The organism is Paenibacillus ihuae (assembly GCF_001368795.1).
Classification (GTDB): domain Bacteria; phylum Bacillota; class Bacilli; order Paenibacillales; family Paenibacillaceae; genus Paenibacillus_AQ; species Paenibacillus_AQ ihuae.
In genome coordinates, this window is record NZ_LN831198.1 from 32793 (window position 1) to 45523 (window position 12731).

10 protein-coding genes are annotated in these 12731 nt (G+C 53.6%); all 10 read left to right on the forward strand.

Annotated features, from left to right (window positions below; all coding sequences use genetic code 11):
• Positions 1 to 270: 270 nt before the first annotated feature.
• Positions 271 to 2427, forward strand: coding sequence for an alpha-galactosidase (locus tag AQR02_RS00155; RefSeq protein WP_054938865.1), 2157 nt, complete (start codon positions 271 to 273; stop codon positions 2425 to 2427).
• A gap of 500 nt (positions 2428 to 2927) precedes the next feature.
• Positions 2928 to 3272, forward strand: coding sequence for a hypothetical protein (locus AQR02_RS00160; RefSeq protein ID WP_054938866.1), 345 nt, complete (start codon positions 2928 to 2930; stop codon positions 3270 to 3272).
• A 303-nt stretch (positions 3273 to 3575) separates the two neighbouring features.
• The gene (locus tag AQR02_RS00165) at positions 3576 to 4664 is read left to right on the forward strand and encodes an ABC transporter substrate-binding protein (RefSeq protein WP_054938867.1); all 1089 of its coding nucleotides are present in this window, start codon (positions 3576 to 3578) and stop codon (positions 4662 to 4664) included.
• A gap of 2 nt (positions 4665 to 4666) precedes the next feature.
• Positions 4667 to 5620 carry a nucleoside hydrolase gene (locus AQR02_RS00170; protein WP_054938868.1) on the forward strand — a complete coding sequence of 318 codons (954 nt, stop codon included), beginning with the start codon at positions 4667 to 4669 and terminating at the stop codon, positions 5618 to 5620.
• Between the two features lie 28 nt (positions 5621 to 5648).
• Positions 5649 to 6467, forward strand: coding sequence for an ABC transporter permease (locus AQR02_RS00175; protein ID WP_054938869.1), 819 nt, complete (start codon positions 5649 to 5651; stop codon positions 6465 to 6467).
• A 4-nt stretch (positions 6468 to 6471) separates the two neighbouring features.
• On the forward strand, positions 6472 to 7260 hold the full coding sequence (locus AQR02_RS00180; RefSeq protein WP_054938870.1) for an ABC transporter permease: 789 nt from the start codon (positions 6472 to 6474) through the stop codon (positions 7258 to 7260).
• Positions 7261 to 7290: 30 nt separating this feature from the next.
• Complete coding sequence (locus tag AQR02_RS00185) at positions 7291 to 8355, forward strand: ABC transporter ATP-binding protein (protein ID WP_054938871.1); 1065 nt, start codon at positions 7291 to 7293, stop codon at positions 8353 to 8355.
• A 22-nt stretch (positions 8356 to 8377) separates the two neighbouring features.
• The gene (locus AQR02_RS00190) at positions 8378 to 10099 is read left to right on the forward strand and encodes an adenine deaminase (protein WP_054938872.1); all 1722 of its coding nucleotides are present in this window, start codon (positions 8378 to 8380) and stop codon (positions 10097 to 10099) included.
• A gap of 1120 nt (positions 10100 to 11219) precedes the next feature.
• Complete coding sequence (locus tag AQR02_RS00195) at positions 11220 to 11714, forward strand: CYTH domain-containing protein (protein WP_054938873.1); 495 nt, start codon at positions 11220 to 11222, stop codon at positions 11712 to 11714.
• A gap of 169 nt (positions 11715 to 11883) precedes the next feature.
• Positions 11884 to 12731, forward strand: an 848-nt coding sequence (gene thrC, locus AQR02_RS00200; protein ID WP_082451512.1) for a threonine synthase, incomplete at its 3' end; no start/stop codon positions are given.

Here is a 12731-nt window from a genome sequence, read left to right on the forward strand (position 1 = left end):
AAAATCCCTCTGAATTCGGCCTATGCGTGGAGATTGGCGGAAATAGAGGGAAAAATCCCCTTGAATCCGGCCTACGCGGATAAATTGGCGGAATGAGAGGGAAAAATCCCTTTGAGTCCGGCCTACGCGTGGGGATTGGCAGAAATAGAGGGAAAAATCCCACTGAATCCGGGCTAGGCGCGGGAATTGGCGGAAATAGGGGTAGCTGCATGTATTGCACGTTGCCATTCAAGAACTTATAACAACATTCAGGAGAGAAGGAACCGGACCATGGCCATTTGGGTACAGGAAGACAAGGGAACATTTCATTTACAGAGCAAGGGTATGAGCTATATTATCGGTCTCTTCAATAACTATCCGATGCACGTGTATTGGGGCAAAAAACTGCGCCATGACAGCAATTTGGACGGCCTGCCGCATTTGGGGGTAGGGACTGCGCTGGACCGGCTTCCGCAGGAATACCCGCAGTACGGCACAGGAGATTACCGTGTACCGGCTTATCAGGTCAAGCTGGAGGACGGCACGCGGATTACGGAGCTGCACTATACCGGTTACCGTGTACTGCCGGGCAAGCCGCAGCTTGCCGGACTTCCGTCCGTGTATGTGGAGTCCCCGGAAGAAGCGGATACGCTGGAAATTACGCTGCGTGATGATTACGCGTCGCTGAACGTAATTTTGCGCTATACCGTATACCGTGACACGGATGTTATTGCCCGCTCGGTAGAATTTGTTAATGACGGCCAGGCTCCATTTGACCTGCTGCGTGCGCTGAGCGCCTCGGTTGATTTCCCGGAGGACAGCCCGTTTGACCTGATCTATCTGTCCGGCGGCTGGTCGCGGGAGGCAAACCTGACCCGCAGACGGCTGGAGCAGGGGACTACGGCGCTGCAATCCCGCCGGGGAATGAGCAGCCATCAGCATAATCCGTTCGCCGCGCTGGCTAAGCCGGGAACCGACGAGCATCAGGGTGAGGTATATGGCTTCTCGCTGGTCTACAGCGGCGGATTCGCGGCTGAAGCCGAGGTGGATGCCTTCGGACACACCCGTCTGTGCATGGGTCTGAATCCTTTTGATTTCTCCTGGCGTCTGGCTCCGGGCGAAAGCTTCCAGACTCCTGAAGTCGTTATGGTCTACTCGAATGAAGGTCTCGGAGGCATGTCGCGGACGTATCACCGCTTGTACCGTACGCGCCTGGTGAGAGGAGCCTTCCGTGATAAGGATAGGCCAATCCTCGTGAATAACTGGGAAGCGACCTATTTCAATTTCAATGCCGACAAGCTGGTAGACATTGCCGCCGAAGGCTCTAAGCTGGGCATTGAGCTCTTTGTGCTTGACGACGGCTGGTTTGGCAAACGCGATGCCGACAACTCCTCGCTCGGTGACTGGACCGAGGATCTGCGCAAGCTGCCGGGTGGACTGGCCGATGTGGCGAAACGGGTCAACGACCTCGGCATGCAGTTTGGCCTTTGGGTGGAGCCGGAAATGATCTCGCCGGATAGCGATCTGTACCGTGCCCATCCGGACTGGTGCCTCCATGTGCCGGGACGCCGCCGCACCGAAGCCCGCTGGCAGCTGGTGCTCGATCTTACGCGCGCAGAAGTGCGCGAGTACGTATACAGTGCACTGAGCAAAATCTTCTCCACGGTGCCGATTGCCTATGTCAAATGGGATATGAACCGCAACCTGACAGAGATCGGCTCGGCACAACTGCCGGCGGAGCGCCAGGGCGAAACCGCCCACCGCTATGTGCTGGGGCTGTATGAGCTGATCGAGCGTCTGACGGCAGACTTCCCGCATATTCTGTTCGAAAGCTGCTCCAGCGGCGGCGGACGTTTCGACCCGGGTATGCTCTACTACATGCCGCAGACCTGGACAAGCGATGACACCGATGCGGCGGAACGCCTGAAAATCCAGTACGGCACCAGTCTGGTATATCCGGTGAGCGCAATGGGCGCGCATGTCTCCGCAGTGCCGAATCACCAGGTCGGCCGTCTTACACCGCTGTCCTTCCGCGGGGATGTCGCCATGTCCGGTAACTTCGGCTATGAGCTTGATCTGACGAAGTTCACCGAAGAGGAGAAAGAGCTCGTTAAAGAGCAGGTAGCGAATTACAAGGAAATCCGCAGCCTTGTGCAGCAGGGCAATCTGTACCGCCTGCAAAGCCCGTTCGAGGGTAATGAAACGGCTTGGATGTTCGTCTCGGACGATCAGCGCGAGGCGCTGGTCTATTACTTCCGGGTCATGGCTGTGCCTTACCCGGCTCGCCGGACGCTAAAGGTCCGTGGCCTGAATCCGGATCTGGACTACATGGTTCTGGACAACGGTGAGGTCTTCGGCGGTGACCGGCTGATGCAGGCCGGGCTGGCGCTGCCGGACATTCAGCGCGACTATGTGAGCGGATGCTTTCACCTGAAGGTACAAGTTTAAGAGGGAGCATTAGGTATGAGGGAAGCCGGGGGAAACCTGGCTTCTTTTATTTTGCACGAAGGCAATATGGTGGTATACGAGGTATTAATGCGTTCGAATTTACTGTAAGGGGGCATTAACAGCGCATGTGGAGCAATAGAGTAGTATGAGAGGTATTTGTGCGTTTGAATTCGCTGTAGGCGGGCATTATGGTTGAATGAAAGGTATTAGTGCGTTTGAATTCGCTGTACGCAGGCAATCTGGTCAAATGAAGGGTAAAAGTACTTTTGAATCTGGCGTATGCGGTCAGAGGGCGACCGAGCGCTGAAACTACTGGCTTTTATGGGCGAACGGGAACGGTTTTTCCTGATCAATCCACAATAACATAACGGTTAATGTTCGTGTTTGGCGTTACTTTCATGTTAGATTTAGCTTTTTTCTTGCTGGAAATGCGATAGTTATGTATAATAGCAATTAATCTCGATGTGATTGTACGATATTCTGTTTTCGAAGGTGGTTTCATGGCAGAACTGGAAAACAGCGAGCAGAAGAAGAAGATGTGCCAGATCTACAATGAGATCTCCAAGGAATTGTTTGGTTTCGGGACGACCCTGCTCCGCGTAACTGTCGATCAGCGGGTCATTACCTTTCACGCCAAGCACCGCAGATCTCCCCGGTCGGCCGCCCTGGAAGGCGAGGCGCCGGAGCTGAAGCAGGAAGTGGATTTTCGGATGTCGATGCTGTTTAAGAAGAGATTCAAGGAAAGACTGGAAGCAGAAATGGGCTTAACGCTTGAGGTTCTGCTCAGGGATTACGATGCACCGACCCAGTGGGCTTTTACGAACATGATACTGGCCGGAGAATGACAATTTAAACATGATATTAGCGGATTTTTGCTTTTGATCTATCTTAAGCGAAGACCGTCCTTTTATAACGGGGTAGCTCTTAACTTTGTTTACACAAAGAAAAGTGTTCTTGTTCCTACAAGAATGCTTTTCTTTTTTTATGAAAAAATAAGGGGAATCAGATGTTTATTACCAACAGGGGGTGCTGCTGATCCGTTTTACGCTGCTGATTGCTTCGATAAGAGACTGACAGAACATGCCGGATTTGCAGGATGGACGCTGGATTTGTACACATATTGGACTACATTTGGGAGGTTATTACTAATGAAAAAGATCATGACTACCGGCCTTGCACTGGCCCTGACTTCCATGCTGGCCGCTTGCGGTGCAGGCAATAATGAGACGAACAACACCGGTACTAATAATGCGGCTGCACCAGAAGCTACAGCAGCGGGAGACCGGGCAGAATTGGTGATTTCCACCTGGGGCTTCTCGGAAGACTTCTTCAAAGAATCGGTCTATGCGCCGTTTGAGAAAGAGCACAATGTGAAAATTGTAGTGGAAATCGGCAACAACGCCGAGCGTCTGAACAAGATCCGCCAAGGCAGCTCCGATGTGGATGTGGTGTATCTGTCCGACTATTATGCGCAGCAGGCGATTAATGAAGGGCTGTTCGAAACGATCGACAGCAGCAAGATCCCGAATATCCAGAACATTTATGATATCGCCAAAGCGCCGCTGGGTGCAGAATATGGCCCTGCGTACACAATCGGACGCCTGGGAATTGCCTATAATCCGGCTCTCACCCAAGGCGACGTAACGGCCTGGAGCGATCTGTGGACGAAGTTCGATAAGAACTTGGCGATGCCGGCAATTACAGCTACAGCAGGTCCGATGGTAGTAGATGCGGCCTCTCTTGCAGCAGGCAATGCGGAATTCAATGAAGATACCGCGTTCACAAAGCTGAAAGAGCTGGACAAGAATGTTGTGAAATATTACAGCCAGACCTCCGAGTATGTGAACATGTTCGGCCAGGAGGAAATCGCCGGCGGCCCGATTATGGAAATGTACTTCAAGGATCTGCAGGCTGCTGTGCCTGATGCTAAATTCGTAGCACCATCTGACGGCGCCTATGCCGTAATGAATACTGTTAACGTCGTTAAAGGCAGCGACAATAAAGAGCTTGCCGAAGAGTTCATCAACTGGCAGCTGAGCGAGGAAGTGCAGACAGCATCTGCCAAAGCCAAGGTGGATTCCCCGGTAAACACGAAGGTGGTGCTGACAGCTGAAGAAGCGGCAGGTGTGACTTACGGAACGGATGTTATCAGCAAGCTGCGCAAGCTGGATATGTCGTTCGTGAATGAACACATTACGGAATGGACCGACCGCTTCAACCGCGAGATTGGCGGCTAAGGATGACGGGGCGTAAAAAAGTCATTCTGGATGTAGATACCGGAGTGGATGATGCGCTGGCCATTATGCTGGCAGTGACGAGCGGGCAGCTCGACATTGTCGGAATCACCACGGTCAGCGGCAATGTCTCGCTGGAGCAGGCAACCCTCAACACCTGTAAAATTCTCGAACTGCTCGGCGTATCCGGGCAGATTCCGGTCTACCGCGGAGCTGACAAGCCGCTGGTCCGCGATACTATGTTCGAGCATCGCGTACACGGTTCGGATGGTATCGGCGGTGCACTGGGCGATATGCGGATAACGAAGCAGGCAGAAGCAGAGCGGGCAGAAGACTTCATTATCCGCCAGCTGCAGGAGCAGCCAGGCGAGATCACGCTGATTATGACTGCGCCGCTAACCAATCTGGCGCGTGCATTGCACCAATGTCCGGAGCTAACGCAGTATGCCGCCGAGGTCATTGTGATGGGCGGAGTGGTTCAGGGCTTCGGCAACATCACGCCGACGGCAGAATACAACATGTACGTCGACCCCGAGGCGGCGAAGCAGGTGCTCGCCGCAGGGTTCCCCCGGCTGACGCTGGTCGGGCTGGATGTTACCCGCCGGGCGCTGCTTGCCGCGGAGGATATCGCGAAGCTGCATATTCCGGCGATCCGGGAGTATGTAGAGAGAAGCACGGCGGACTACCGTACGCGCTACTTTGAACGCAACGGCGTTCAGGCTTGTGCCCTGCATGACCCGCTGGCGGTAGGTGTGGCGCTGAACCGCGGGTTCGTCACCGCGCACAATTACTATGTGGACGTGGAGACCCGCAGCGAGCTGTGCGACGGCCAGACGGTCTGTGATTTCCAGAACCGGCTGGGTAAGCCTGCGAATACCGCTGTCTGCCTGGAGGTGGACGCCCCCGCTTTTCTGGAATGCTTCATTAATAGCTTGAACAAGCTTGAACCAAGAGCCTAAGAGCCGAAGAAGGACGGGAGTCATTAGAATGAACAAACGAGCCATATATCTGCTGCTGCCGGGGCTCTTGTTCCTGGCGGCCTTCATGCTGGTCCCGATTACGCTGACCATCGCCTCCACTTTCGTGCAGGACGGGAAGCTGACGCTGGAAGGGTATCTGCATTTTTTTCGCGACGGGTACTTTAACCGCATCCTGCTGACTACGCTCCGGGTAAGTGTCGTGACCACGCTGGTCTGTATGCTGCTCGGGTATCCGGCGGCTTATTATATCTCGCGGGCCGGCGCCCGCAAAAAGAGCCTTCTGCTGGCGCTGTCAATCTTTCCGCTGCTGACCAGTCCCGTTGTGCGCTCCTTTAGCTGGATGATTATTCTCGGCAAAAAAGGGCTGATTAATTCCTTTCTGGTCAATACCGGACTGGTCGCGAAGCCCCTGGATATTCTCTATACACCTGCGGCCATGATGATAGGTCTGGTGCATTTGTTCCTGCCGCTGATTATTATCACTCTGCTTGGAGTGATGGAGAATCTGGATCATGAGCTGGTCCGGGCGGCGCGCAGTCTGGGTGCTTCCCCGTTTGCCGCGTTCCGCAAAATCACCTTCCCGCTGACGGTGCCGGGGCTGATCATCGGCGGAATTCTGGTCTTCGTCGGCAGCCTCACGGCGTATACCACACCAGCGCTGCTCGGCGGTAAGGAACGGGTAGTATCAACCTTTCTGTATCAGAACGCAATGACGCTGAATGACTGGCAGGCAGCTTCCGTTATCGCTGTCATTATGATTGTTATTACATTTGTGGTGGTGGGGCTGATGAATGCCTGGGCCAACCGCCTAAATCCAAAGGGGTGAGAACATGAAGGAAGGGAACCGCGCGCTGTCACTATACACGCTGCTGGTCTTTATATTTTTGCTGGGGCCGCTCGTCATCATTTCCATTACTTCCTTTGAGCCGGGCACAGTCCTGAAATTCCCCCCTGAGGGCTTTTCGCTAAAATGGTACCAGAACATCTTCGAGGTCAGCGCATTTATGGAAACCTTCAAGACCTCGATTGTAATCTCGCTGCTCGGCAATCTGCTGGCGCTCCTCCTGGGTGTGCCTGCGGCCTACGCGCTGAGCCGTTACCGGTTCCGCGGGCGGGATACGCTGAATGCGATTTTTCTGTCCCCGGTGCTGATTCCCGGCATTGTGCTGGGCTTCACGCTGCTGCGCTACCTGATTGTTGTGTATGGGCTACCTATTGTCGCCGGACTGCTTATTGGGCATACGGTGATTATGCTGCCTTTTATTATCCGGGTGATCGCTTCGAGTCTGGAAAATTTCGATTTTGCCGTGGAAGAAGCGGCGCAGAGCCTAGGGGCTTCTAGGCTGTATACGTTCTTCAAAGTGGTGCTGCCCAATATCCGTTCCGGGATTCTGGCGGCGATTCTGATCGCTTTTCTGGAATCGTTCAACAACGTGGATATATCCGTGTTCATGACCGGTCCGGGGATCAGTACCCTGCCGATTCAAATGCTGACCTATGTGCAAAATTACTTCGATCCCACGATTGCCGCGATTTCAGTCATTCTGATGGTGCTGACGGCAGCGCTGATGTTCATCATTGAGCGGCTGATGGGATTCGCCTATTTTACCAAACGATAACCTATTAAATGATAGTGGGGGCAGAGCGTAATGTCACTTTTAAGTCTTGAGCATGTATCGGTTGCGTATGATAACCGTCTGATCCTGGAGGATTTCAATCTGTCGCTCGCCAAAGGACAGCTTCTCTCGCTGCTCGGTCCCAGCGGCTGCGGCAAAACAACCACGCTGCGGCTGATCGCCGGATTCCTGAACGCGGAGGCTGGGGCATTCATGTTCGGCGGGAAGGATTACACCAAGATCCCGGTAGAAAAGCGGAATTTCGGCTTTGTGTTCCAGAGCTATGCGCTGTTCCCGCACCTGTCGGTCTATGACAATGTGGCGTTCGGCCTGCGGCTGCGCAAGCTGAAGGAAGCGGAGGTCAAGAAGCGGGTAACCCGGATGCTGGAAATTGTAAGCCTGGGCGGCTTCGAGAAAAGACTTCCGGCAGCCCTCTCCGGCGGGCAGCGCCAGCGGGTAGCAATTGCCCGGGCGCTTGTCATTGAGCCGGATCTGCTGCTGTTCGACGAACCGCTCAGCAATCTTGATGCCAATCTGCGGGTGAACATGCGGGTGGAAATCCGCCGCATCCAGCAGGAGCTGGGCATCACGACCGTCTATGTCTCCCATGACCAGGAGGAATGCTTCTCGATCTCCGATCAGGTGGCCGTCATGAATAACGGCAAAATTGAGCAGCTCGACAAGCCCTCCTCGATCTTCAAGTATCCGGCCAGCGAATTTGTGGCCCGGTTTATCGGGTTCGGGAACTTTATCGCTTTTGACGGCCGGAATGATGAAGGTACGGATATTGAGCTCAGCCGCGGAGCGCTGAAGTTCCTGGCGGCTAAACGGCCGGAGGGGCTGGGCAACACCGGATTGCTCGGGGCCATCCGCCCTGACGATCTGCAGCTGTTTACGGCTATGCCTGAGCCGGGTACAACCCTTAACACACTGCCCGGAACGGTGCAGATCAGCACGTATCTCGGCCGCAGCTATCAGTACCAGGTGGAGACGGAACTCGGTGTATTCACCGTCAATCAGGAAATGGAGCAGCCTTTCATTCAAGGACAGCAGGTCACGGTTTATTTTCCAAAAGAGAAGCTGGTGCTGGTGCAGTAGCGCTTCATAAGGAGCAGACATGATGATTACAGATCAACTTATACTGAACGCTAAAGTGTACAACAGTTACTATAAACGGTTCGAGACAGCGAATGTTGCCGTCAAGGAAGGGCGTTTTCTCTATGTAGGTCCGCTTGGTGCGGAGACATTCATTGCTGCAGAAACGATTGACGCAGATGGGCAGTATCTGGTGCCCGGGCTAATCGATATCCACCTGCATATTGAGAGTACGATGATTACACCGGAGACCTTCTCCTACGGTATTCTGCAGCACGGGGTAACGACAATTGTTCCCGAGCCGCATGAAATGGCTAATGTTTTTGGTGTGGAGGGTGTCCATGAGATGATCCGGGCCAGCCGGGACTGTAAGGTGGACATGTTCTACGCGATTCCGAGCTCGGTGCCGGCGACTCCGCTGGAAACAACGGGCGGTTCGATTGAAATTGCCGATATTGATGAGCTGATGGAGACGGAGCAGATGATTTGCCTGGGTGAAGTGATGAATTTCGTCGATGTCATCCGAGACCCGGACTCTAAAAGCAACCAGATCCTCCAGCATGTCCGCAGCAAGTATCCCGGTCTGGTCATTGAGGGCCATACGCCGAAGCTGCTGGACCTGGATCTGCATCAGCTGATCTTTGCCGGCATTGATTCCGATCATACCCACCAGAGCATTGAGGGCCTGACCGCGCGGATTGCGGCCGGGATGTTCATCGAGATCCAGGAGAAATCGATGACCCCGGATGTGGTGGACTATCTGATTCATCATCCGGTCAGCGAGCATTTCTGCTTCGTGACCGATGATGTGATGACCGATTCGCTGGCAGCGACCGGCCATCTGGACCATCTGGTCCGCAAGGCTATCGCTATGGGGATGGCGCCGGAGGACGCGGTCTATGCGGCCACGTTCACGCCGGCCCGGCGGATGAAGCTGGACGACCGCGGCGTGATCGCGCCGAACAAAACCGCCGATTATCTGCTGCTCTCGGACCTCAGCAGCTTCAAGATTGAGGCGGTCTATAAGCGGGGCGCTCAGGTCTATGACCGCAATCAGCCGCTGCCGCAGGCAGAACAGGAGCCGCGGTTCCCGGCTCATTTCTACCAGAGCGTGCAGCTCGCGCCGCTTGCGGCCGCTGACTTCGCGGTGCCTACGGCGCTTGCAGACGGGCGCTATGGTGCCCGCGTGATGATGGTCAACAACGTGTCCACGTTTACCGAAGAGAAGCATGCGGAGGCCGAAGTGAAAGACGGCCTGCTGCAGTGGCGGGAGAGCGGCTACGGCCTGATCGCCACCTTCGAACGGTACGGCAAGAACGGCAACCGTGCCTACGGCCTGATCGGCGGCGACACGATTAAGCGCGGCGCGGTTGCAACCACGTATTCGCACGACAATCATAATCTGCTCGTGGTCGGCCATAACGCTGAGGATATGGTGCTTGCAGCCAATACAGTGATTGCCGCGCAAGGCGGCTTCTGCGTCGTCTGCGATGGCGAGGTGCTTGCACTGCTTGAGCTGCCGGTCGGCGGCATTCTGACCGAAGCGCCGCTGGCGGAGACGGCGGAGTGCGTGCTTAAGCTGCGGACAGCGATGGAATCGCTGGGCTATGATCATTACAACCCGATCATGTCGATCAGCACGCATTCGCTGCCGGTCAGCCCGGCGCTGAAGATCACGGACTTTGGACTGATTGATGTCGGCGCAGGCAAGGTCGTGCCGCTGCTGTTCCCGCTGGGGGAAGAATAGAGCGTAACGGTTGTTTAGTTCTGCGCAGAAGCTATAGAACAGCAGAGATGCGGAAAATATAGTGCACAGCCGGAAGACGGGGTGTCCCAACAGGGATGCCCCGTTTTTTGAATACGGGATCGCAGAGATATATTCTCCGCGATTATCCAGCTTCCATTGTAGGCACAGCGTATGACGGCGGTGGCTCACAAGTCCAGTCCGGTTAGACAAATCTGAATTTGTTGCTGGCTGCCGACCGCTGGCCGCTTGCTGTATGTAGAACGCAGGCTGCTGTTCGAAGGCCGTTAATCGCTCGCTGCCGAATGATAACGGTGGCGGAGTTCGAAGCTCGGACTGTGTCTCACGGAATGCTTTCCCGTAGAATATTCCCGGACGTATGTATACGCTGCCCTATTAGTAACTATATAAGCTGAACTTAAGAAGGGTGGACAGCTGATGGACGGACCTCTTGTGGAGCAAGGATGTTGTCCATGGAGCAAGTTGGATTCTTAAGTTCACTCTATATAACTACCCATTTCAGATGCTACTCCGGCTTCAGGCTGCATTGGGGTTCAGTCCGAGTAAATAAGTGTATTTGCTGCAATTAAAGCGAGGGGGACCAACCTGTTTTTAGAAATAGTTGCAGTGGGTACACTTAAAAAGGCAGTGGGTCGCACTTTTTACCCTAAATGCCATATTTAGTTGTACAGAGTGCAATTATCATGCGAGGAAGGCCTGAATCCGCCCTTTTAGTTGTACGAATTACACTTAAACTTTGTTATGGGAATAATCCATTTCTCTAACTTCTCCAAAGCACTTGTAGTACCAGCAAACAATCGAAATACCAGTTCAAAGCACAAATGCTCAGGCAGATCCGTTGATTCGGCTACTACTAAACAAGCAAAAAGGTTAAAAAAACACCTCCAGCCTCCTAATCACTCCCCCGCCTTAATGCCTCGCCATACCCTCCTGCTAATCGCCCAACCATCAGCCCGCCAACTTGCCAATTCTCCGCCCAATCCCCTAAGATTCAGCTTTTACGATTGACTAACGTATGGCCCGCCCCTATGATGATAAATAATATAAAACATCGCGGAGCGTATATCGCATATCGTATAGCGTATAGAGGAGAGACAACAGCATGGGGATGGAGATTGAACGCAAGTTTCTGCTGCCGGAATATCCGGAGCAGCTGATTGAGGGAGGCCAGCTCAACGTGCTTACCCGGCACAGCATTGACCAGACGTATCTGGCGATTGAGGACGGGCAGGAGCTGCGGGTGCGCAAAATAACCGATCTCGATTCGGGTGAGGTTACCTTCACGCACACTTTCAAGGACGGTAAGGGCATCAGCCGGAAAGAGATCGAATACGACATCTCCGAAGGTTTATATAACCAGATGATTGAGGCCGTGAAGGCCGTACCTCTGGTCAAAACCCGTACTACTGCCGTATGGAACGGCATCACGGTAGAGATCGATGTCTACACTCAGCTTGAGCTTACGGTGATTGAGGTTGAATTCGATTCACTGGAGGAAGCGGAGGGCTTCACCGCCCCTGAATGGTTCGGCGAGGATGTCAGCGTCGCGAAGCAGTACAGCAACAAAACCGTCTGGAAGCAGCTTCAGCAGAAGTAAGGCGCGGCAGCCGCATTTTTTTCACAAAAGTTGACACGGAAGTAACGGACTTTAACGCTTAAACGTGTTAATATGTAAGGTGAACTTTAGAATAATGAAGCAGTGTTCATTGTTAAGTTCACGTTCTATATAGGGTAAATAAAGAGGGGCTCAGGAGGATGATACTGGTATGGAGTATATAAGCACAAGAGGAAATGTGGAAGCTAGAGGCTTTATTGATACAGTTCTGATGGGGCTGGCGGATGACGGCGGGCTGATGGTTCCGGTGCAGATCCCGGTAATTTCTCCGGACACGCTGGAGGAATGGCGGAAGCTTAGCTTCCAGGAGCTGTTTCTGGAGATTTTCTCCCATTATACCAACGATGAAATTCCTTACGATGATCTCAAAGAAATGGTGTACACCAGCTACGGCAATTTCCGTGCGCCGGAGGTGACGCCTCTTCATAAAGTGAATGATTCCTTATACGTGCTTGAGCTGTTCCATGGACCTACGTTCGCGTTCAAGGATGTGGCGCTGCAGTTTATGGGCGAGCTGTATTCCTACATTGCCAAGGCGCGGGGCGAGATTATCCATATTCTCGGGGCGACCTCCGGTGATACCGGTGCAGCGGCGATTCAGGGCGTACGCGGCAAAGAAGGCATCAAGATCTGTATCCTGCATCCGCATAACAAGGTGAGCAAGGTACAAGAGCTGCAAATGACGACTGTGGATGACAGCAATGTGCTGAATCTGTCCGTCGAAGGCAACTTCGATGATTGCCAGAAGGTGATCAAGGAGCTGTTCGCGGATCTGGACTTCAAAGGCAAATACCACCTGCGGGCGATCAATTCGATCAACTTCGTGCGGATTCTGGCCCAGACGGTCTATTATTTCTATGCTTATCTGCAAATTGAAAACAGCGGCGATAAAAAGATCAATATCAGCGTGCCTTCGGGCAACTTCGGCAACATTTTCTCCGGCTTCCTGGCCCAAAAAATGGGGCTGCCGATCAACAAGCTGATTATCGCCACGAATGA

Bases quoted from the DNA above. Each gene is read 5' to 3' on its own strand.
- AQR02_RS00155 (WP_054938865.1), top strand. From the start codon at position 271: ATGGCCATTTGGGTACAGGAAGACAAGGGAACATTTCATTTACAGAGC.
- AQR02_RS00160 (WP_054938866.1), top strand. From the start codon at position 2,928: ATGGCAGAACTGGAAAACAGCGAGCAGAAGAAGAAGATGTGCCAGATC.
- AQR02_RS00165 (WP_054938867.1), top strand. From the start codon at position 3,576: ATGAAAAAGATCATGACTACCGGCCTTGCACTGGCCCTGACTTCCATG.
- AQR02_RS00170 (WP_054938868.1), top strand. From the start codon at position 4,667: ATGACGGGGCGTAAAAAAGTCATTCTGGATGTAGATACCGGAGTGGAT.
- AQR02_RS00175 (WP_054938869.1), top strand. From the start codon at position 5,649: ATGAACAAACGAGCCATATATCTGCTGCTGCCGGGGCTCTTGTTCCTG.
- AQR02_RS00180 (WP_054938870.1), top strand. From the start codon at position 6,472: ATGAAGGAAGGGAACCGCGCGCTGTCACTATACACGCTGCTGGTCTTT.
- AQR02_RS00185 (WP_054938871.1), top strand. From the start codon at position 7,291: ATGTCACTTTTAAGTCTTGAGCATGTATCGGTTGCGTATGATAACCGT.
- AQR02_RS00190 (WP_054938872.1), top strand. From the start codon at position 8,378: ATGATTACAGATCAACTTATACTGAACGCTAAAGTGTACAACAGTTAC.
- AQR02_RS00195 (WP_054938873.1), top strand. From the start codon at position 11,220: ATGGGGATGGAGATTGAACGCAAGTTTCTGCTGCCGGAATATCCGGAG.